This window comes from Pseudoalteromonas sp. A22 (assembly GCF_018141345.1).
Taxonomy (GTDB): Bacteria; Pseudomonadota; Gammaproteobacteria; order Enterobacterales; family Alteromonadaceae; genus Pseudoalteromonas; species Pseudoalteromonas maricaloris.
On record NZ_CP047238.1, the window covers coordinates 4,063,286 to 4,086,461 of the forward strand.

The 23,176-nt window shown below is 43.1% G+C and carries 19 protein-coding genes; 2 read left to right on the forward strand and 17 right to left on the reverse strand.

What is annotated here, in order from left to right; genetic code table 11:
* Positions 1 to 651: 651 nt before the first annotated feature.
* The 17 genes from GSF04_RS23060 to GSF04_RS23140 form a co-directional block, all read right to left on the reverse strand.
* Positions 652 to 3,741, reverse strand: a complete 3,090-nt coding sequence (locus GSF04_RS23060; protein WP_211858921.1) for an efflux RND transporter permease subunit — start codon at positions 3,739 to 3,741, stop codon at positions 652 to 654.
* Positions 3,738 to 4,799, reverse strand: a complete 1,062-nt coding sequence (locus GSF04_RS23065) for an efflux RND transporter periplasmic adaptor subunit (RefSeq protein WP_211858922.1) — start codon at positions 4,797 to 4,799, stop codon at positions 3,738 to 3,740. The genes GSF04_RS23060 and GSF04_RS23065 overlap by 4 nt, the downstream gene beginning before the upstream one ends.
* Before the next feature lie 493 nt (positions 4,800 to 5,292).
* Positions 5,293 to 5,709 (reverse strand): F0F1 ATP synthase subunit epsilon, encoded by a 417-nt coding sequence (locus tag GSF04_RS23070; RefSeq protein WP_010376888.1) that lies wholly within the window; start codon positions 5,707 to 5,709, stop codon positions 5,293 to 5,295.
* A 13-nt stretch (positions 5,710 to 5,722) separates the two neighbouring features.
* Positions 5,723 to 7,108: a F0F1 ATP synthase subunit beta gene (atpD, locus tag GSF04_RS23075; protein WP_017218546.1), complete on the reverse strand. Its 1,386-nt coding sequence runs from the start codon at positions 7,106 to 7,108 to the stop codon at positions 5,723 to 5,725.
* Positions 7,109 to 7,140: 32 nt separating this feature from the next.
* A complete protein-coding gene (gene atpG / locus GSF04_RS23080) occupies positions 7,141 to 8,001 on the reverse strand; it encodes a F0F1 ATP synthase subunit gamma (RefSeq protein WP_010604140.1) in 861 nt (286 codons plus the stop codon).
* Positions 8,002 to 8,053: 52 nt separating this feature from the next.
* On the reverse strand, positions 8,054 to 9,595 hold the full coding sequence (atpA, locus tag GSF04_RS23085) for a F0F1 ATP synthase subunit alpha (RefSeq protein ID WP_010376884.1): 1,542 nt from the start codon (positions 9,593 to 9,595) through the stop codon (positions 8,054 to 8,056).
* 14 nt (positions 9,596 to 9,609) lie between these two features.
* Positions 9,610 to 10,143: a F0F1 ATP synthase subunit delta gene (gene atpH / locus GSF04_RS23090; RefSeq protein WP_010604141.1), complete on the reverse strand. Its 534-nt coding sequence runs from the start codon at positions 10,141 to 10,143 to the stop codon at positions 9,610 to 9,612.
* A 16-nt stretch (positions 10,144 to 10,159) separates the two neighbouring features.
* Positions 10,160 to 10,630: a F0F1 ATP synthase subunit B gene (gene atpF, locus GSF04_RS23095; protein ID WP_010376882.1), complete on the reverse strand. Its 471-nt coding sequence runs from the start codon at positions 10,628 to 10,630 to the stop codon at positions 10,160 to 10,162.
* A gap of 49 nt (positions 10,631 to 10,679) precedes the next feature.
* Entirely contained in the window at positions 10,680 to 10,913 is a 234-nt protein-coding gene (gene atpE / locus GSF04_RS23100) for a F0F1 ATP synthase subunit C (RefSeq protein WP_010376881.1), read from the reverse strand.
* Positions 10,914 to 10,991: 78 nt separating this feature from the next.
* Positions 10,992 to 11,849, reverse strand: a complete 858-nt coding sequence (atpB, locus tag GSF04_RS23105) for a F0F1 ATP synthase subunit A (protein ID WP_069021955.1) — start codon at positions 11,847 to 11,849, stop codon at positions 10,992 to 10,994.
* 15 nt (positions 11,850 to 11,864) lie between these two features.
* Entirely contained in the window at positions 11,865 to 12,245 is a 381-nt protein-coding gene (locus tag GSF04_RS23110; RefSeq protein WP_010604145.1) for an ATP synthase subunit I, read from the reverse strand.
* A gap of 289 nt (positions 12,246 to 12,534) precedes the next feature.
* Positions 12,535 to 13,473, reverse strand: coding sequence for a ParB/RepB/Spo0J family partition protein (locus GSF04_RS23115; protein WP_017218543.1), 939 nt, complete (start codon positions 13,471 to 13,473; stop codon positions 12,535 to 12,537).
* A 15-nt stretch (positions 13,474 to 13,488) separates the two neighbouring features.
* A complete protein-coding gene (locus GSF04_RS23120) occupies positions 13,489 to 14,274 on the reverse strand; it encodes a ParA family protein (RefSeq protein WP_211858923.1) in 786 nt (261 codons plus the stop codon).
* Positions 14,275 to 14,288: 14 nt separating this feature from the next.
* Positions 14,289 to 14,909, reverse strand: a complete 621-nt coding sequence (rsmG, locus tag GSF04_RS23125; protein ID WP_010376874.1) for a 16S rRNA (guanine(527)-N(7))-methyltransferase RsmG — start codon at positions 14,907 to 14,909, stop codon at positions 14,289 to 14,291.
* 15 nt (positions 14,910 to 14,924) lie between these two features.
* Complete coding sequence (mnmG, locus tag GSF04_RS23130; RefSeq protein WP_211858924.1) at positions 14,925 to 16,814, reverse strand: tRNA uridine-5-carboxymethylaminomethyl(34) synthesis enzyme MnmG; 1,890 nt, start codon at positions 16,812 to 16,814, stop codon at positions 14,925 to 14,927.
* 422 nt (positions 16,815 to 17,236) lie between these two features.
* Positions 17,237 to 17,674 (reverse strand): FMN-binding protein MioC, encoded by a 438-nt coding sequence (gene mioC, locus GSF04_RS23135; RefSeq protein WP_010604148.1) that lies wholly within the window; start codon positions 17,672 to 17,674, stop codon positions 17,237 to 17,239.
* 409 nt (positions 17,675 to 18,083) lie between these two features.
* Entirely contained in the window at positions 18,084 to 18,881 is a 798-nt protein-coding gene (locus tag GSF04_RS23140; RefSeq protein ID WP_211858925.1) for an isocitrate lyase/phosphoenolpyruvate mutase family protein, read from the reverse strand.
* Between the two features lie 239 nt (positions 18,882 to 19,120).
* On the opposite strand from GSF04_RS23140, the gene GSF04_RS23145 reads away from it, so the two are divergent.
* On the forward strand, positions 19,121 to 19,426 hold the full coding sequence (locus GSF04_RS23145) for a hypothetical protein (RefSeq protein WP_211858926.1): 306 nt from the start codon (positions 19,121 to 19,123) through the stop codon (positions 19,424 to 19,426).
* Positions 19,427 to 19,553: 127 nt separating this feature from the next.
* Positions 19,554 to 23,138: a hypothetical protein gene (locus GSF04_RS23150; protein ID WP_211858927.1), complete on the forward strand. Its 3,585-nt coding sequence runs from the start codon at positions 19,554 to 19,556 to the stop codon at positions 23,136 to 23,138.
* The last annotated feature ends 38 nt before the right edge of the window (positions 23,139 to 23,176 follow it).

Below are 23,176 nucleotides of genomic sequence, written 5' to 3' on the forward strand. Positions count from 1 at the left end.
GCATTCATTTACTTTATTATCGTGCTTCGATTTGATGAATCTACTTTAAGCGTAAAAAGCCTATTTACCACCCCACCATTCATGACTACGCATTATTTCAATTGATTACATACCAAAAATATAAATAAAACCAACAAAAACAATAGTCTGTAAAAAATCAATATTGCTATCTTTTATCTATTACTAAGTACTCTTTTGTTTTATTAGGCCATTCATAGCGGATAGTCACAGGAGTGTGAAGATGAAATGGGACCTGAATAGTTGTAATATGAGGATAAGTTAACATTGCTAACTAAGTTTTAGTGTGTAAGCTGCTGTCATGAAATAAATATGTCACAATACTTCAATGCCAGTTAACTCACAATAATGACTCCCAAGCTTACGGAAATCAGATCGTAATGTTAAATAAGCGGCGTATTGTTGGGTGTAATATTCGATTAATACTTCATGTCATAGCGCTCAGCACAGACTCAAATGCTCTTATACATTAGGGCATAATATGACACATCGTGTAGCCTTGATGAGATTTCCAACTTTACACGTTTCATAGCAAAACCAGATCTCTTCAACTCATAAAAGATACAATGTGCAATACATAAAAAGGCCACAACTAAGTGTGGCCTTGATGGGGTTCAACTAGGTAAATAAATATTATGAAACCGTTTCAGCGTGTGGGAAGTGGGCTTCTCGCTCTTTGTATTTGGCGAAAACGGGTAAACTTAACAAGGCAGCCATAACAGAAAGAGAAAATATAGCACTGAATGTCATACCACCAACGATCACAATGGCCAAGCCACGATAAATCTCCGAACCCACGCCAGGAATAATGGCCAGAGGCAACATTCCAAAAATACTCGTCAGTGTACTCATATATATAGGCCGCGCTCGTGATTTAATCGCTAACTGAATTTTGTCGCCTATGGTATAGCGCAAACTATCAAGTTCATTAAAATGACCTACAAACAGAATTGCATTATTAATAACGAGTCCTATTAGAATGATGAACCCCATCATTGAGATAACATCTAAAGGTTGATAGGTAAAAAGATTAACGGTATTGAGTGCTAACATCCCGCCAATCAGTGCAATAGGTAACGATAGCATAATAGCCAAACCATTGCGGAAAGACTTAAACCACCCGGATACAAGTAAAAATAGAATTAGCATTGCAAAGCTAAACTGTTGCAGCATATCCGAAATAAGCTCATTTAATTTACTCGCGCTACCACGATAGGACACCGAAACGGACTGTGGCATATGTTGCCCAATAATTGGGGTCACTTGAACTTTGAGATCGTCAATAAAAGTAGATAAGGGAACGCTAGGCGGTGGCGTTACATTAATTGATAATGTACGAAAGCCATTTAGACGATATAAAGAACTTGGCCCGACATCCAACTCATAATCAACTAAGGTCCTTAACAGGGTGACTTTGTTTTCAAGTGGAAAATACAACGGTGTATCCATTACATTATTGATGGCATCCCAATCTTCCCCTTTGATATAGATTGGTAAGTTTTTTGTGCCATTAGAATATTCCCCAATATAGACACCGTCGGTCAGAGCACGTAACTTCTGTGACAAATTATACTGGGACTCTCCCAACTCAAGCAGCTGATTGTCTTTTGGAGTAAAGATAATTTGTGGGTCATCATTATAAAGCGGTGTGTTGCTCCACGGGTTGGCATAACCCATATTGGTATTTAGATGCTCATACACTTCTCGCCCAATTAATTGCAAATCATCCAGCGACGTACCGGTAAAATCGATAGTAACCCGACGATTGGTAGACAAACCAAAACCAAGTAAAGAGTTAAAGTTGGCATACACATTCGCATGTGGAAAAGCCGCTTCTAGTGTGTTTTTTGCCCAAGACTTTAATTGCTCAGCCTGCTCAGGTTCTTTGGGATATAGCACCAACTGGACCGACGAACTTCCCGAAACAAATGACAAAAATTTATCAATAAGTGGGCCTTGTTGCTGTTCCTGCTCAGCTTCAATCAGTTGATTTATGGGCATCAACAACTCACTGGTTAACGCTTCATGATTCATACTTTGGTTGACATTAACAGACACGTTAACGCGCGTTCCTTCCACTTGCGGTAGAATGTTCAACTTAGGCGCGAGTAATATCAGTCCGGCGATTGGTACTACCACTAATAACAGGAGCATCACACTTCGGTTTCGTGAACTTACTACCATACGTGCAAGGCGTGCAGAAATTCTATCGACAAAGTCTCCTGTCGTATCCAGAGCTTTGATGCTAGGCAAAATATAGCGTAAAAGCAGTGGTAACAGCAGTAAAGCAACAAACAAAGAAGCGCCTAGAGCCGATGAAATAGTGATGGCCAAATCGTGGAATAACTTGCCCTCTGCACTTTGCATCAAAAGTATTGGAGCAAATACGATGATGCTAGATACCACTGAATTTATCAGCGCTCCCGATACCTCAGCCATCGTTTTACGTATCGCATCTACAACACGCTCCCCCTGCTCTCGATATCGCACTGCAGTTTCAACCACGACGATTGCAGCATCCAAAATCATGCCCGTCGACAGAGCAATACCGGCAAGCGATATCACATTAAATGTTCTACCCAAAACCTGCATAGCCAAAAATGTGGCCAAAATGGAAATTGGTAAACTGATGAATATCATCGCGATAACCGGGAGCTTTCTAACAAACAAAAATAGAATTAAAGTAGATAATACAACCCCAAGGATCAGGTTATTTTGCACCATACTTACTGCACTATTGATGGTTTTAGAGTCATCCTTGGTCAATTCCATTTGTACACCTAGCTCAGGCAGTACTGTAGTATTGAGTTCAGTCATCACTTTTCTTAGCTGTGCCAAAGATGCCAAAGCATTTGACCCTGTTGCAGCATTAACGCTGACATAAAAAGCTTGCTGTCGCTTCCAGTAAACGGGCGATGAATCAGTAACAAAGGCATTTTCGATGTAGGCAACATCACCGAGTGTAACCACCTTTTGCTCATTCTTAGCGATAACTAGCCCATTGAGATCTGAGATATCACGACGACCCTCAAAACGTACCGCAAAGTTGCGTGTGCCTTGTTCAACGATACCGACACTTTGATCTAGAGAATTGCGCAAAATATTTAGCATTTGATCTATCGTCAATGTGTATTTAGTCAACTTTTCAGGGTCAAAAATAATATCTATGCGCTGTTCAATTGACGCTAAAGGCGAGAGGCTGCTAATGCCCGGAATCGCTAGGATTCTAGGTCTGACATATTTCTCAAATACTTCTGTGTATCTTGCTCGATCAGCCGGAACCCCTGCACTATTTGGGAAAAGTACTAGGCCGGCAATGCTACCTTTATTATCTTTTGACTTGTTTTGAATGATTGGTTCTAGTGCTGTTTTTGGCCGCGTATTAAATTGATTCATCTTATCGATAACTTCAATATAAGCCTCCTGCATATCGGTGCCTGGCTGAAAGGTCATATTTACCCAAGCAAACCCAGTCCCAGTATCGGTTTCATAACGCAACACTCCGGGCACTTTACTTAACAGCTCCTCTACTGGTTCAACAATCTGACGCTCCATTTCCATGGGCGATGCGCCCGGCCAGAAGTTTCCTACAACAATTCGGTCTTCACCAATATCTGGAAGTAATTGAACAGGGAGTTTGGGTATAGCGGCAATACCCAAGATGATTATGATGAGAAAAAAACTCACCACATAGTGAGGATTTTTCAGTATTCTGCTATTCATAATTGAGCTACCCTTTCATCCACTTTTACTACATCACCGGATTTCAAACCTAGTCCACCTCGAGTGACAACAACCTCCCCGGCAGATAGCGCACCACTCACGACATAATCACCATTAATGCCAGCAAGTACCTTTACATTGGCTTTTTCTACTGAACTATCAGCTTTTAATTTGTAAACAAAACTATCCTTGCCTCTTGGGATCAGCGCATCACCAGGGATAAGCAGACTATTTGGTATCGTGATTGTGAGTTGTATGGACAGGTTAGAGCCTAATACTAGCTTATCTTTCAATCCAGGTTCCGGTTCAACAAATAGCTTTACAGCGCCAGTCCCTACACTTACTTCAGGTACAACTCTCGCGACCTTGGCTGTGCCTATGCGCTTCGGTACCTGTAGCTCACTTTCGATGATCAGTTCAGCATGCTCATCAATATAATCAAGTAGTTCAATGGGAAGCTGACTAGATAGCTCAATCGCAGCAAAATTATTGACTCTTGCAATCGCATCCCCTTCTTGGACAAATTCGCCTTTACGTACGAAGGTTTCTGCAACAAAGCCACTTTCAGAAGCACGAATTGTACTAAGCGAAATATGTCTTTGGATTTCTGTCAGACTGACTTCAAGCTCAGATACCTTGTTTTTGGCGCTCGCAAGCTCATAAGTAAGCTGATCTAACTCCGATTGATTAACACTTTTAGTTTTTGATAAGGTTTCGAGTCGCTTTAACTCAACATTAAGATGCTGTACCTGAGCCTCAGCTTGGTGAATCTCAAAGCGCTTTTTTTGCTCCGACAACGATAGAAATTGAGTATCCAATTGTGCAATCACATCGCCAGCATTTACTCGCTCTCCAATCTTTTTAATCCTAAGAACGTGCGCGCTGCTGTAACTAGATAGTACGATGGCATCTGAATCAACAACCTCTGCAACCAACTTACTCGTGATCCCTCGGCTGTTTTCGACAACCGGAGCGGTAGTCACGATACGCTGCGCCAAGCTGTGCTGAGACACAAGGAGTAGCAACAACACACCGACTTGATGCGTAAAAATTTTCATAACTTGATCCCCGTTGATTTCACTTTTCTCTGTGTTTGTTTGGTTGAGTTTAGAGAGTAGAAAGCGGATACGAGAAGTGAAGTGTTGTTACCTCACGCCACAACGTGTGACCAAGTAATTATTAGCTTAATAAACATATAGTTATAACAATAAATACAAAAAGTAATGAATCGTGACAAACAGCTTAAGCCTGCATATTTGATACGTCAGCATTCCTAAAAAAGAACTTCAACATAAAGAATTAACACTGTCACAATAGGTTGGTGGCCATTTTGTAGCTCTCCTAAGAGTAGGAAAGGTTAAATGTACTAAGTAATACCAATTCGCTTAATTAAGTGAATTGGAATAAACCCAAGGAGGCAACCTCGTTGAGAAATCTTGAACTTCGTTTGGGTCGGTCGGCTTGATACTTTCAAATTGATTGGGTGGTATACATCGTTCATAAAAAAACCCACGCGATGCGTGGGTTTTTAATAACCAGATAGGTGGTTGCTTATTTGCGCAGCTGGCGAATAACGCGTAGTTGAGCAAGGGCTTCTTCTAGTTGTACCGCAGCTTGTTGATAATCCAACTCACCGGTAGTACCAGAAGCCATTTGCGCTTGCGCTTCACGTTTAGCTTCTTCAGCAGCTTGCTCGTCAAGCTCTTCCGCACGAATAGCAACGTCCGCTAGAACAGTTACTGTTTGTGGTTGAACTTCAAGCGTACCGCCTGCAACGTAGATAACTTCTTCTGAGCTATCTGCTTTAACCAAACGTACCATACCAGGTTTTAGGCCAGTCAGTAGTGGCGCGTGACCTGGATGAATACCAAGCTCACCTTCACTACCTGTCACTTGGATAGTAGTCACAGCGCCAGAGAACAAGCTCTGCTCTGCACTTACTACATCAAGGTGTACTGTCATTGCCATAACAACCTCCTAATTACATGTTTTTAGCTTTATCGATCGCTTCGTCGATTGAGCCAACCATGTAGAATGCCTGCTCAGGCATATCATCGTAATCACCGTTTAGGATGCCCTTAAAGCCAGAGATTGTGTCTTTAAGAGATACGTATTTACCAGGAGCACCTGTAAATACCTCAGCAACGAAGAACGGCTGAGATAGGAAACGCTGGATCTTACGTGCACGAGATACAACTTGCTTATCTTCGTCAGATAGCTCGTCCATACCTAGAATTGCGATGATGTCTTTCAGCTCTTTATAACGCTGAAGAACTGTCTGAACGCCACGTGCTGTGTCGTAGTGCTCTTGACCGATAACTTGTGGGTCAAGCTGACGTGAAGTTGAATCTAGAGGGTCTACCGCAGGGTAGATACCTAGAGACGCGATATCACGAGAAAGTACTACTGTCGCATCTAAGTGAGCAAACGTTGTTGCTGGAGATGGGTCAGTCAAGTCATCCGCAGGTACGTATACCGCTTGGATTGAAGTGATTGAACCTGTCTTAGTTGATGCGATACGCTCCTGTAGAACACCCATTTCTTCAGCTAGTGTAGGCTGGTAACCTACTGCTGAAGGCATACGACCTAGAAGTGCTGATACTTCAGTACCTGCTAGTGTATAACGGTAGATGTTATCTACGAAGAATAGTACGTCACGACCTTCGTCACGGAACTTCTCAGCCATTGTTAGACCAGTTAGTGCAACACGTAAACGGTTACCCGGTGGCTCGTTCATCTGACCATATACTAGAGATACTTTGTCTAGTACGTTTGAGTCGTTCATCTCATGGTAGAAGTCATTACCCTCACGAGTACGCTCACCAACACCTGCGAATACTGAGTAACCGCTGTGCTCGATTGCGATGTTACGGATAAGTTCCATCATGTTTACGGTTTTACCTACACCCGCACCACCGAATAGACCAACTTTACCACCTTTAGCGAATGGACATACAAGGTCGATAACCTTGATACCAGTCTCTAGAAGCTCAACAGAGTTGCTTTGATCTTCGTATGATGGTGCTGCACGGTGAATAGACCAACGCTCTTCTTCACCGATAGGACCCGCTTCGTCAATCGCGTCACCAAGTACGTTCATGATACGACCTAGTGTTGCTGTACCAACTGGAACCTTGATTGGCTCAGCTGTACCTTGTACTGGAGTACCACGACGTAGACCGTCAGTACTACCTAGTGCGATACCACGTACCACACCGCCACCTAGCTGCTGTTGCACTTCTAGTGTCAAACCAGCTAAGTCGCCTTCTGTAACTTTTAGTGCGTCATATACGGCTGGCACGTTGTCTTGTGGAAACTCGATGTCCACAACGGCGCCGATAATTTGGACGACCTTACCTAAACTCATGTCTATTCCTCTTATTAAACTTTGCCGAAGCGTTACACGGCAGCCGAACCGCTCACAATCTCACTGATTTCTTGTGTGATTGCGGCTTGACGTGCCTTGTTGTATACCAGCTGTAGCTCATCAATCAGGCCACCTGCGTTATCAGTTGCGGCTTTCATCGCAACCATACGGGCAGCTTGCTCAGAGGCAGCATTCTCAACTACGCCTTGGTAAACCTGAGACTCAATAAAGCGCACAATTAGTGTCTCTAAAATCGCCTCTGGGCTTGGCTCATATAAGTAATCCCAAGCGTGAGCTGATACTTCTTCTTCAGCTTTTGGCAAAGGTAATAACTGATCGATAACAGGCTCTTGTTTCATTGTGTTGACAAACTTGTTGTACACAACGAATAAGCGGTCAATTTTGCCTTCTTCGTATGCATCTAGCATTACTTTTACAGGACCAATTACGTCCTGAATTGAAGGTGCATCTCCCAGCCCTGCCTTTTTGGCTTCAAGCGAACCACCAAAACGTCTAAAGAAACCAGCAGCTTTGCTACCTAGTGTTGCGAACGACGCCTCAACACCTTTTTCTTTCCACGCTTTCACGTCTTTCGCTACACGCTTAAACTCGTTTGAGTTTAAGCCACCACAAAGACCACGGTCTGTAGAGATAACGATATAACCAACTCGTTTCACATCACGTTCTTCAAGGAACGGGTGATGGAAATCAAGATTAGCCTGAGCAACACGACCGATCACTTTGCGTAAGTTTTCAGCGTATGGACGACTAGACGCTACGCGTTCTTGTGCCTTCTTCATTTTAGAAGCGGCAACCATCTCCATTGCGCTGGTGATCTTTTGAGTATTCTTGATACTCCCGATCTTGCTTTTTATCTCTTTTCCGCTGGCCATGACTCTCTCTCCGAATCTCGGTGAGTAGTAACCTACTCACCTTAATAACACATTACCAAGTTTGCGTAGACTTGAACTTCTCAAGAAGCTCTTTAAGCTGCGCTTCGATCTCGGCGTTGTAGTTACCAGTTTCATTGATTTGAGCCATTAGCTCTGCGTACTCGCTCTTAGCAAATGCGATTAGGCTTGCTTCGAAATCAAGGATCTTGTTGATTTCGATATCTTTTAGGAAGCCTTTCTCTACTGCAAATAGCGATAATGACATATCAGCAACAGACATCGGTGCGTACTGTTTCTGCTTCATTAGCTCTGTTACACGCTCACCGTGTTCAAGCTGTGCACGTGTTGCATCATCAAGGTCAGAAGCGAACTGAGAGAACGCCGCTAGTTCACGGTACTGAGCTAGCGCTAGACGGATACCACCACCTAGTTTCTTAACAATCTTAGTTTGAGCTGCACCACCTACACGAGATACCGAGATACCAGCGTTAACAGCTGGACGGATACCTGCGTTGAACAAGTCAGTTTCTAAGAAGATCTGACCGTCAGTGATTGAGATAACGTTGGTAGGTACGAATGCAGAAACGTCACCACCTTGAGTTTCAATGATTGGCAATGCCGTCAATGAACCTGTTTTACCTTTCACTTCACCATTAGTGAACTTCTCAACGTAGTCAGCGTTTACACGAGACGCACGCTCTAGAAGACGTGAGTGAAGATAGAAAACGTCACCTGGGTATGCTTCACGGCCTGGTGGACGCTTAAGTAGTAGTGAGATTTGACGGTAAGCAACAGCTTGCTTAGACAAATCATCATATACGATTAGTGCATCTTCACCGCGGTCACGGAAGTATTCACCCATAGTACAACCAGAGAACGGCGCTAGGAATTGTAGCGCTGCAGATTCTGATGCAGAAGCAACTACTACGATAGTGTTTGCAAGTGCACCGTGCTCTTCTAGTTTACGTACTACGTTAGCAATTGTTGACGCTTTTTGACCAACCGCTACGTACACACACTTAACGCCTGTGTCTTTTTGGTTGATGATAGCATCGATCGCTAGTGCTGTTTTACCAGTCTGACGGTCACCGATCACAAGCTCACGCTGACCACGACCAACTGGGATCATCGCATCGATAGACTTATAACCAGTTTGTACTGGCTCATCTACTGATTGACGCTCGATTACGCCAGGTGCGATTTTTTCAACTGGTTCAAAACCATCGTTATCAACAGCGCCTTTACCGTCGATTGGCTCACCTAGCGTGTTAACAACACGACCTAGTAGACCACGGCCTACTGGTACTTCAAGGATACGACCAGTTGATTTAACTTTTACGCCTTCTTTAAGGTCAGCGTATGGACCCATTACTACAGCACCTACTGAGTCACGCTCAAGGTTTAGTGCGATAGCATAACGGTTGCCAGGAAGCTCGATCATCTCACCCTGCATACAGTCAGCAAGACCGTGGATGCGGATGATACCGTCGGTAACAGATACGATAGTACCTTCGTTACGCGCTTCACTTACAACTTCAAACTGCTCAATGCGTTGCTTGATCAGTGCAGAAATTTCTGTGGAATTAAGTTGCATGCTCTTTTTCCCAATTACGATTGTAGCGACGTCGCAAGACGATCTAACTTGCCGCGAACAGAACCGTCGATTACGGTGTCACCGGCTTTAATCACTAGGCCACTTACAATGGCTTCGTCGATGCTACAATTCAGCTTAACTTTGCGTGCGAAACGTTTCTCAAGTGCCGCGACCAATTTTGCTTGCGTATCATCTGCAAGCACTGTTGCTGAAACCACATCTACTTCGATTTCTTTGTCATAGTCTGCTTTTAGTTCAGCAAACAATTCTGCAACAGCTGGAATGGCGGCTAAACGCTCATTTTCGGCCATCAGCTTGATAAGATTTTGACCTTGTTCGTTGAGTTGCTCAGCACATAACTTGATAATGATTTCAGACTGCTGTGATTCAGTAGCGATGCTACCAAGTAGCGCCTGAACCTGCTCGTCGCTGGTAACTTGACCAGCGAAGAACAGCATTTCATTCCAAGCTTCAACTGTGCCTTTTTCAACGGCAAGTTCAAAAGCCGCTTTAGCATATGGGCGAGCGATAGTAGTCAATTCAGACATGCTCATACCCTCCTACTTAAAGCTCAGCGACAAGTTTTTCAACGATGTCACTGTGTGTGGCTTGATTGATTTCACGCTCTAAAATCTTCTCAGCGCCTGCGATAGAAAGTGCAGCGACTTGTGAACGCAGCTCTTCTTTCACACGGTTGCGCTCAGACTCAATTTCAGAGTGTCCCTGAGCAATGATTTTTTCACGCTCTTGCTGACCACGAGTAGTCTCTTCGTCAACAATCAGCGCAGCACGCTTCTTAGCTTGTTCGATGATTTCAGCCGCTTGTGCTTTCGCTTCTTTCAGCTGTTCAGCACCTTGTGCACGTACGCGCTCAAGTTCTTTCTCAGCTTCATCAGATGCCGCTAAACCATCTTCAATTTTCTTCTGGCGAGCTTCAATCGCACCATTTAGTGGTGGCCATACGAACTTCATACAGAACCATACGAAGACCACAAATGCGATTAATTCACCTATTAGAGTGGCGTTTAAGTTCACGACCGCTCCTCCTTACTTGACAGTTGTTCGTTTCAGGTATTTTGCAATATTAAAGAGCGAACAACATGTACATAGCGATACCTACACCGATCATTGCAACGGCATCGATAAGACCAGCTAGGATGAACATTTTAACTTGTAGTGAAGGCGCAAGCTCAGGTTGACGAGCACATGCTTCTAGGAACTTACCACCCATGTTACCGAAGCCTAGTGCAGTACCGATAGCACCAAAACCGATTAGTAGTGCAACAGCGATAAGTTTAATAGCAACTGCGATTTCCATTTTTATCTCCAAAGTTTTAATAGTAAATTAAAGTTTAAGTTTAAATTTAAGTTGTAAAAATCTTTATTATTCAGCTGATTAGTGACTTTTTGTACTAGCCATACTGAGGTAAACGATAGTCAGCATCATAAATACGAATGCTTGAAGAACGATTACCATAATGTGGAATACTGCCCACACGAAGTGCAGTGGTAACTGCATCAAACCAATTGCACCGATAAGGATGAAGATCATCTCACCTGCGTATAAGTTACCGAACAAACGTAGTGCTAGCGAGAACGGCTTAGCAACCAATGCGATTGTTTCAAGTAGTAAGTTAAACGGGATCAACACTGCCATCATTAGTTTGTTTTTAGAGCTAAATGGGTGCAATGTTAATTCTGCAATAAAGCCACCGATGCCTTTGATTTTAATTGAATAACCGATCATCAGAATAAACACACCTAGCGCCAGTGCAGCTGTCATGTTTAAGTCTGTTGTAGGTACAATCTTCATGTACACATCGTGTGAATCCATACCAAATGCTTGTTCACCAACAAAGCCAGCGAATGCAGGTAGGAAGTCAACTGGAATCAAATCCATCAAGTTCATTAGGAATACCCAAACGAAGACCGTTAGGGCTAAAGGTGCAACTAACTTGCTATTACCATGATAAGTGTCACGTACGTTGGCACCAACGAACTCAACAACCATCTCGATAAAGCACTGGAATTTACCAGGAACACCTATAGTGGATTTTTTAGCGGCACTTCGGAAGATCCATAAAAATATCAGACCTAAACCGATTGACCATGCGAGGGTATCTACATGCCATGTCCAGAAACCACTATCCGCACATGCTTTGTTGAAGGCAAGACCGGCATCGGTCGAGCACATCTTGGCATTGGTCAAGTGGTGCTGAATATGGCTTGATAGAGTAACTTCTTCTGCAGCCATGTTTTATCCCAAAAGTTAATGATTAAAAAAAATCAGGACCAACCATTGTGTCAGCATCACGAGCATATACGCGCCAAAGAAAGGCAGCATCATTACTGAAAAATGCTTAAAAATCAGTGCAAAGAGCACAACAGTTAGCAAAAATTTTAATCCATTTCCTCGTTTTATCGAGGAATATACTTGATTTGCTTTGCTTGCACCCATAAATCGAAAGGCGTAAGCAGCAAATACAAAATTAGGGAGTACCAACACAGCGCCGCCAGCTAATGCTGAAACTCCGGCTTGTACTCCCCAACCTATAAAAACGATTACTGCAGCGACTAATGCTACGATACCCTGAATCAAAACACCTTGTAATGCGGCTCGCCTGTATGGGCGGGCTAACGAATGAGTCACTTTATATTAACCTTAATGACGTTAAATTTTATCAGGGTATGAAAACTGGCGAAATTATACTTGTTTCTGCTTAATTTGCAACTTGACGAGGCGAAATGTGACGTTTTTTGGACGCCAAATAGGTCAAAATTTGTTAGGGAGGAAGGCTTAAATTAAAGCCTGTACAAGAGTGGCTATTTTTCCATCAAAGTTCTTAGTATTCTCGCAATATTGCAGCATATCGGTGAAGAAATAGCGGCGCAAAATAAAGCACCGCATTCACGGATTAGTCAATTGGTTAAGTTTACCGTTAGTCAGCTTCATTCATTTCAGGGTTAATACGCCCCAAAATACCATCAAGCTCATCCAAACTAGCATAGGAAATGACCAGTTTACCTTTGCCTTTTTGGTTGTAGTTGATCTCAACTTTTGCGCCTAAGTTTTCCTGTAATTGCTGTTCAAGCAGCTTCACATCAGGATCTTTTTGCTTCGCTTCTTTTTTCTCAACCGGCTCTAAAATGGTGCGAACCAGTTTTTCGGTTTCTCTTACGGTTAATCCCTTAGCCACAGCAGTTCTTGCCGCTTCAGATTGCGCTTCGCCAGTTAGGGCAAGTAAACAACGAGCATGGCCCATTTCTATGTCGCCATGTTCCAACAAGATTTTTACATCATCGTTGAGATTGTTGAGACGAAGTAAATTGGTGACCGTCGTACGCGATTTGCCAACCGCATCGGCAACTTGCTGATGCGTGAGTTCAAATTCATTGAGCAATCTATCTAGAGCAATTGCTTCTTCCATTGCATTGAGGTCTTCACGCTGAATGTTTTCAATAAGCGCAATCGCAACAGCCGCTTCATCCGGCACATCTTTGATTAAACAAGGAACGGTATCTTGCTTTGCCAGTTGTGCCGCACGCCAACGTCTCTCACCGGCAATAATTTCAAAGCTTTGCGTGGTAACTTTACGCACCACAATGGGCTGTAAAATCCCCTGTGAACGGATCGAACTCGCCAGTTCCTCAAGTGCCTGTTCAGACATATCTTTACGCGGCTGATATTTACCCGGCTTTAGCCACTCAATAGGTAATCGTTGTAACTCTTGTTCAACCGCCGATTCGGCAGGTGCTTCACTGACTGTTGCAACCGCTTCTTGTTGATTAGGCACAGGTGCCGCAGCACTTGGATTAGGTTTAGCTGAGCTGAGTAGGGCATCCAACCCTCGGCCTAAACCACGTTTTTTAACCGACATGTTCTTTTTATCCTCTTAGGCAACCGCAGCCGCTTGCTTTTCTTTGCGTCTTAGCATTTCACCCGCTAGCGCTAGATAAGCTTTCGCACCGCTTGATGCTCTATCATAATACATCGCAGGCGCTCCAAAACTTGGCGCCTCCGCTAATCGCACATTACGAGGGATCACAGTCCGGTACACTTTATCGCCAAAGTGTTGTTTTAACTGCTCAGATACGTCGTTAGCTAGACGATTACGCGGGTCGTACATAGTGCGCAAAATGCCTTCAATTTGCAATTCTGGATTCACCAACTTACCGAGTTGGGTAATGGTGTCCATTAAAGCTGTTAATCCCTCCAGTGCATAATATTCACACTGCATCGGAACTAAAACCGCATCGGCGGCAGCCATGGCATTTACCGTTAGCATATTTAATGAAGGTGGACAGTCGATGAATATATACTCATATTTATCTTTTATCGTCTCAAGGGCGTTGCGTAGTCTCACTTCGCGCGCAAACAACTCCATCAGTTTGACTTCTGCCGCGGTTACATCCCCATTCGCTGCGATCAGATGATACTCACCACTGGTTTCTGTGGTGATCACTTGATCCATAGGCACTTCTTCGATCAACAGATCATAAACCGTTGCAACATCGGCGTATTTATCAACGCCACTGCCCATGGTTGCATTACCTTGGGGATCGAGATCGATCAACAGAACTTTACGTTTAGTCGCCGCCATGGACGCGGCTAAATTCACCGCAGTGGTTGTTTTACCAACACCACCTTTTTGGTTTGCTATTGCAATGACTCTTGCCACATTGTCCTCGACAATTAATCTTTAGAAAGAATGATTAAATGGCGCTCACCTTCAAGCTTGGGCACCACTAAACTAATATCTTGCGATAAACTCACGCCGTTTGGTAATTGTTCTAGCTCATCCGCAGGGTATTGACCCTTTAGTGCTAAGAATACACCTTGGTTATCGATTAAATGTGAACACCACTGGATCATATCTTGTAGTGATGCAAAAGCACGGCTGAGTACACCGTCTAATTTAACACTTGGCTGATATTCTTCAACTCGAGACTGCACTGGGGTAACATTCTCAATGCCAAGCCCATGTTTTACCTGCATTAAAAATCGAACTCTTTTACCAAGGCTATCAAGAAGAACAAAATTGATGTCCGGTCTAGCTATCGCTAAAACCATACCCGGTAAACCCGGTCCGGTGCCAACATCAATATAGTTACTGCCTGTTAGGTGTGGCGCAACAACCAAAGAATCCATGATGTGTTTTACCATCATTTCTTTTGGGTCACGAACGGAAGTGAGGTTGTAGGCTTTGTTCCATTTATCCAGCAGCTGGACATATTCGACCAACTGCTGCTTTTGTTGTTCGCTGAGCTCGATTGAGGTATCAGCGAGTAATTCATTCAATTGTTCTAGTAACACAGTGTTCCACTGCTATTACGCCGACTTACGTAATAGCCCTTGCTTTTTCAGATACACTAATAATAGCGAAATAGCAGCAGGGGTGATACCAGAAATACGTGAAGCTTGGCCAATCGTTTGTGGACGAGCATCACTTAGCTTTGCCACAACCTCATTTGACAGGCCGCTTACCTGACCATAATCAAACTCAGCAGGCAGTAATGTCTCTTCATGACGAAGCTGTTTATTAATCTCATCTTGTTGACGCGCAATGTAACCGGCGTACTTAGTTTGGATCTCAACCTGTTCAAGAGCTGGTATATTATCAAACTCAGATCCTAATCCTTCAATTGCCATCAGGTCGTGATAATTAACCTCTGGGCGGCGGATAAGATCTTCAAGACTGGCTTCGCGTACCAGTGGTTTTTTCAATAATCCATTTACCGCTTCAAGTGCAGGGTGATCTTTATGGATCCAAGTATTGCGCAGACGCTGTGCTTCTTGTTCCATAACTTCAAGCTTGTCGTTGTATGCAGCCCAGCGTTCATCGTCAACTAAACCTAATTCGCGACCTTTTTCCGTTAGACGTAAATCCGCATTGTCTTCACGCAGTAACAAACGGTATTCAGCACGCGAGGTAAACATACGATAAGGTTCTTTTGTACCAAGCGTTGCTAAGTCGTCAATCAACACACCGGCATAAGCTTCATCACGGCGCGGTGTCCATGCTTCACGGCCTTGAACTTGAAGCGCTGCGTTCATACCCGCAATCAGCCCTTGGGCACCAGCTTCTTCATAACCGGTTGTACCATTTATTTGACCAGCGAAGAATAAGCCATTGATAAACTTAGTTTCTAATGATTGCTTTAGGTCACGAGGATCGAAGAAGTCGTACTCAATTGCATAACCAGGACGACAAATATGCGCATTCTCAAAGCCTTTAATAGAACGCACGATCTCCAGTTGGATATCAAATGGTAAGCTGGTGGAGATACCATTTGGATACAGCTCGTATGACGTTAAGCCTTCAGGTTCTACGAAGATCTGATGCTTTTCTTTATCAGCAAAACGCACAATCTTATCTTCGATGGAAGGACAGTAACGCGGACCAATTCCCTCAATCACGCCAGCATACATCGGCGAACGATGTAAGTTATTGCGGATCACATCATGGGTTTTTTCATTGGTATAGGTGATATAACAAGGGATCTGTTTTGGATGATCAGACACTTTGCCCATAAACGAGAAAACCGGAGTAGGGGTATCGCCTGGTTGCTCTTGCATCACTGAAAAATCAACCGTTCTTGCATCGATACGTGGTGGGGTACCTGTTTTTAGACGATCAACTCTAAAAGGCATTTCACGTAAACGCTCAGCCAAAGCGATAGAAGGAGGATCGCCAGCACGGCCGCCTTTGAAGTTTTCTAAACCAATATGGATCTGGCCACCCAAGAAAGTACCAACCGTTAGCACCACTGAAGAAGCACTAAAGCGTAAACCCATTTGAGTTACGACACCTTTGACCTGATCGCCTTCAACAATCAGATCATCACAAGATTGTTGGAAGATCTTTAAGTTTTCTTGGTGTTGCAAAATGTCTTGGATCGCCGCTTTATACAATGCGCGATCTGCCTGAGCACGAGTCGCTCGTACCGCAGGGCCTTTCGATGAATTAAGCGTTCGAAATTGGATCCCACCTTTGTCGATTGCTTTGGCCATTGCACCACCAAGCGCATCGATCTCTTTAACCAAATGACCTTTACCAATCCCACCAATAGCTGGGTTACACGACATTTGGCCTAAGGTATCCATATTGTGTGTTAACAATAAGGTATTCATACCCATACGTGCAGCTGCAAGTGCAGCTTCAGTGCCTGCGTGTCCACCACCAACAACGATGACATCAAAATGTTCATGATAAATCATTTACGGGATCCTACTTAAAACAACCGAGCAAATTTAGAAAGGATGCGTATTCTACCTAGAATTAACCAGAAGTGAAATGGTTAAACTTTGCACAACGCAAAAAAGAGATCACTTAAAATATATAAGGATCTTTTTAAAGATCTTTATTGATCTTACTACTACTGATCCTTTGATCTGTGAATAGTTTTGTATTCCTGTTTAGATCCAACTGCTTAACTAAGATCAATTAGTGTGAATTAGATCGGATCAACGGGCTTAAAACCTTTGATCAACTTGGCACTTTATTCACAGGGCTAGATCTGAATTATTTTATCCAATGGATAAGTAAGCGTAGATCAGCAGTTAGATCATAGGTTATCCACAATGCGATCTAAAATAAACTGAATTTGTGAATAACTTCTGTGTATTTCAATGTTGCAGCGTTAAGCGACACATTCAACAAACTTAGGTAACCAAGCAATAGCGGTATCTTCTGGTAGATCTGGGTGTAAAACATCGATCTTTTCTATGTCTAAGAGCTGTGTTGCACCTTTTTCTTTAAGTAGATCAGCAAGATTAATAGCTGCATGATTAAAGGTGTCGTAACTTGAATCACCAATTCCCACTACCGCAAAGCGTAACTGGCTTAGATCCGAGCTCGCTTTTAACGCTGATATAAAAGGTAATAAGTTTTCTGGATAGTCACCGGCCCCATAGGTTGATGTCACCACCAGCCAAAGTGCTTGCTGACAAGCTTCAAGCTCGGGTTTTTCATGCAAATTCACGGTATAACCTTGAGATTCAAGCGATTCCATTAGCTGTTCAGCAACGTATTCTGCTGATCCCATTTGGCTGCCTACAATAAGATCTAAAGTTTGCATTGTTACCCTTACCTAAGTCGTATTGCGCGCCATCTTAGCGTTTAACGTGAATATGTAAAGAGGGCTTTGAAGTAATTGGATAAAAATATTTGCATAAATACTGTGTAATTTTTAGTGTTTTTACTTATCTTAATGAAATGAAAGGGAAAAATAAAATATTCCTAAGCTTAACTCGGTGATTTATTTGTGGATAATCTATGGGATAGCTGAGCCTAAAAATACTTTTATAAGCTAAGGCGCATGCTTGAAACGGTAAGATCTCCGCTGTTTTTGAACAAATTTTGAGGTTGTGGATGAGGTGTTGTGGATAACGATCTAAAAGCTGGAAGTCGATCCAGTCTTTTAGATCTATATAGTTAGATCCATATAATAAAAGAATCTAAAAAAGCGGTCAGATCTTGTGATTTATTTAGTTTGACAGCCAAGTTGTGCGGACTGATTGCTCAAATAAGAAGTCTACAGTATGTTCTTCGAGCAGCCTTCTGGTGGCTGATTCTTGTAGTGCTATCACATGATCGCTGAGAGCATTACCCGATGAGATACGTTTGACTCCTAACTCTGCTAACGCCTGTTTATCACTAAATCCGGGTAACAGCATCACATTGACTGGAATTGAAAGCAGGGTTGTTAGGCGTTTTATCATTGTGGTGTTGGTTAAACCGGGAATAAAAAAGCCATCGCAACCTGCTGTTTGATAGGCGAGTGCACGCTCATGCAGCGTCGCTTCAGTCCACTGTGGTTGTAAGCAAAGATCGCAACGGGCATTAATAAAAAAATGATCGAAACCGCCATGACGTAAAGCTTGTTTGATTGCCTGCAATAACGCTTGGTGTGCCTTTATATCGCGCAAGCTGTTCTGGTGACTGGGTTTGTCTTCAATATTGATACCTGCAACGCCAAGGTCGGCCAATTGGATAATATGTTTGATGATCTGATTTTGATCCGCGCTGTAGCCTGCCTCAATATCAACACTTAATGGAATAGTGATCACCTTAAGGATGGCACTTACTGTTTGTAGTACACGGTCAAATGTGAGTTGTTCTCCATCTTTGTAGCCCTGATGATTAGACATACCCCAGCTTGTTGTCGCAACGGCCTGACCACCAACCTGTTCGATGATAAGCGCTGATGATGGATCCCAGCAGTTAGCTAGAAAAAGCGGGGATGATTGTTGGTGTAGTGCATTGAAAGTTGTAGATAGAGCCATTTTATTTCTCCTAAGTTTAAGCGCTTAGGATACGCAGTGTATGGATGTTGGACTGGCCAGATTTAGCACTTAACGTGATTGGGTAGATTTGCGGTTATCGCTCAGATCCTTATTATAAGTGTGCTGCTCTTTACTTTTTATTAATATTTATCAAAAACTTAACGATAAATTTGATGTTGACCTAGTTATATGGATTCGAAATAATAGTGTTGATATTAAGGAACTACAAAAGGTAAAACATGGATAAGGATCTGCACATTAGTGCTGCTGAAAATTGGTACTCATTTCGTATTAATGTATCTGGAGAGTTGGAATTTAAACGCGTTGCACTGTGGGCTGCTGATAAACAGGGCTCTGTCAGAGGGTTAGTCTCTGGTACAGCCAACAAAAAATTCGCCAACTATTTATACAATGCGCCATACGCACACGGTGGTTATATTCATTGGGATGATATGACACCCGATCAACAGAAAAAAGCAAAGCAGGACTGTCAAATAGATATCGACAAGTTAAAGGAGCTGCAAGCTGAGGATGCTAACGCGTAGCTGCCACTCGCTGTGTTTAGCATTTACTTGAAATTGCCGCAGTTCACAAAGCTGCGCTTCATTCTCTTTTTCTTCTCTATAGTCCGATTAGTACGGCTATACGTCAAATTCAATTAGAAATAACGACATGAACCAATTCGATAAAAACCAGATAATCACGCTGGATATCCAAAACCCGCAACAAATCAAATTAGCTTTAGCTCAGTATAAGGCTTTGTTGGACAGTGATAAGGCCTGTTTTAACAGTCAGTTTGATGTTGAGTTTAAGCAACTTGATGAAGCGGGGATGCGCCGTTTGCAACCCCAAGATAGTGGCAACAACCTAAAGTTGCTTCAATCTGCATTAGATTTAGGCCAAGAAGGCGGTGCTCACCACTATGACCACACCATATTTGATGATACCGAAAACTATATTTCTGAGGTCATTTTATTTGCAGCAGCGCTGCAATACCCTGAGATCAAACAAGCCGTTGTAGAAGCCGCCAAGGCAATAGTGGCCTATAGTCGCCGCCAAAATGACACCGATGAAATGTGGCTTGATGATATGCGGGTATTTGGCGTTGAAGCTTTGTATATGCTTGCAAAGACGGATATACAGTACGCCTATTTGCTAGCACAATACTTTGTGCCTTATTGGGATGACGAACATGCATGTGGTTATGAAAGCTATTTAAGTGTGTTGCTACACGAGCACGGTTGGCATCGTGAAATGATCAAAGCATTTATTTGGTGTGACAACGATAACTTTAGATCTGGCATGTTCAAAAATGATCAATACAGTGAAGAATGTGACTACCAGCCGCTTGGGGAATATTTACGCGAAAATCCTGAGAGTTATGAGCAATTTAAAGCATTAGTCATTGCACGTTTTCAAGCTGAGCCCGTATTACTTGCCCATGTCGATACCATGTGTGATGAGGAAGAAGAAGACCTGAGTGGTCACCAGCCTGTGATCTCTTTGTATCAATCGCTATTCCCCCATAGCTGTTTTTATGACGATGAAGAAGCCAAAGACAGCTTTATGGCAATGCCATTTTTTGACAGTACCCTCGAAAATGAAGCGTATGATTTACAGCAAAAAGTCCAATCACAGGTTGCAGGCCCATTAGTTAAAATTGCACAGAGCGCCATTGCTGCTCGTGCAAGCTATCGTGCCTATCTTGCCAGAGATGAGCGTAAATATGAGCTTAACTATGGTACTAATTTGCTGAAACCTTTAGTGCTGGCCATGCCCCAAGGCGGATTATTGTGGCGCTACATTGAAACTGGGGAACCACAAACAGTATTAGAAACAGTCTGTGAAGTAGATGTGCTTGAATTAGCGAAAGTGCATGCCAGTGACATGGCTGAGCATCTTATTGATCAATTGAATAGTTTTGAGCGCAATAATCAAGGTATAGCCGAGGAGCTGGAGTCGGTGCTCAGCCTTGTGCGAGGCGATCTACTTACAGATCACTTCAGTGAAGAAGCTGAATATACACAACCAAATGGCATGGTGTTGACGCTTGCGGTACGCAACGATGCAGAAAATAACTTACTACAAGCTCGTGCTGAGCAGTACCTTCGCGTGATTGATGTATTTTACCATGCCCTAGGCAAGCGTGAGTTTAGCAAATATATGATGGCATCACTTACCGAAGGTGATGAAGCACTACTCTCCAGAGAAGCCTACTATCAGCGTTATACTCAACTCTCCGTGTCTGATATCAAAAGCGCGGCTGAAAATGCTAAAGCCAAAAATATCCAGTCGATATTTCGTCACTTCACCAACCAAGATGAATTACTGTGTCGCAAGCATCTTAAGTTGGTCAATGAGCATTTCCGCTCATCGCGTGCGCTGTGCCACCCAAAGCAATGGCCGCAATTGGATATGGGATTAATTACACTGGCCAGCTATCACCTGCACAGTGATTATAATCAGCATATTGGCGATGATATTACTGAGGCACTAGCAAATTATCTTAACGACAATCATATTTGGCAACTCGCTGCCCAGCACATAATTCAGAAATGTCATAAAAAGTCCGATCATTATAACCCTGATAACTTAGGATTGTCTGAGGCACAAATAGCGCGGATCTGTGATTACTTTACTGCAGACACGCCGCAAGATGATTTAAGCAGTTTATTGGCATTAGTGCAGCCGCAGTTGTATCGAGATGAGTGTTGTCGCGGCGATCTTTACCTAAACAAGTTTAGTGAAAAGCAGTCAAGCTATCAGCTCTTTAAAGATTTTGATGATGATTTCCAACGCTTTACCCTAACGGCATTTTGGTTGCGACAGCTACCTTTACCCCTGCAATACAAAGCGGATCGTTTATGGCAATTTATTATTGCACTAGCGCCAGTTAGGGTTGCACGCAATGTGCTTCGTGCTTATTCGGATGATCATTGGAGCATAGAGTTTGACACTATACTCGATGAAATTGAGGTCTACGAACAGTTAAGTAAAGCTGGAATAGATGGCGGTATACTGAATGCCTATGAAATGAGCAACCAACGTTATAACTCCGAACGTTACTTGAATTGGATAGAGATTTACAGCGAAATAGCCAGTGATGATAACAGTATGTTTGGCAGCATGGGACGTAACAAAGCCAAAGCTATGGAGCAGGGACTCGCATATATCAATGAGCGCACGAAAGTTGAGTTTTTACATCATGTGTCGCTTAAACACCCGGAAGTTGAGCTTGATTTCAGCCATGATTTACAACGCGCGATTGATATTTTTGTGCAATTAAACCTGCACTCTTGGGAGCATGCGTTAGCACAGGTATTAGGTCGGGATTGTCTATATTTCGGTGAAGGTGAAAAGTTACCAAAGAAGCTGCATAAAGCCATTGTAGCGGATAGCCTCTCAATACACGATAAACCTTGCCATGTTGATGGTCGAAGTTGGGAAGCGTGCACTGTGTTACAACAGCAAGGAGACAATTACGTTATTGTGATGGCCGATCATGAGGTACCGCTTGCTTGGTATGAAGAAAAGCTGCCATCTGGGCCGTTACTGATATTTTCAGAGCAGCTTGAGCGTGCGGCTATTATAAAACGCGTGGCTGAGCTGCAAGTGCAGTCCAATCGCATTAACGCGATTGTTGAGCAAACGATGGCTTATCTACATAACGAGGTCGAGTTTGATGTCATGGCTGCGCTGTTTAAAGGGCAAATATCCACCGAGTTTATGCGTATCGATGCCGATGAATATCAAATGTATAGTCTTCATCAGTTTGTGTGGATGTTAGATGCTGAGCGTCGCAACAAACTGGTACGTCTGCTTCTTAATCATGATTATCGGGGCTTTAAATTAATTGAAGCGCAAATGGAACAACCTTGGCTATTACATCAACTGGCACACAATGAGATAGATTTTGAAACTTACCTATCGAAAAGCGGTGAATATGAAGGCGAAGCGTCCGAAACCGGCATGGCATTTTTGCTCACCTGGTTATTTGATATAGGCGTTAAACCCGAACATTTGGTGCTGTTTTGTATTAAGCGCAGTCACTTTGACGTATGTCGTGAATTTATCGTGGCACATGCTCGTGGCCAATATGGTAGTTTTAAACAGAGTTTGAGCTATTTATATGCTGATCGCCGCGCTGAACTTCCTGAAATATTCAGCCAAGCAGCAGACGCTGAAGCATTGCTAACTCGATTAAGAAAAGACAAATCTCGCAAGGTAAAAGAAGCGGTAAACCAATACGCTAGTTAGTGTGTAGTCATACGCCCAAAAAAGGGCGTATGACTACT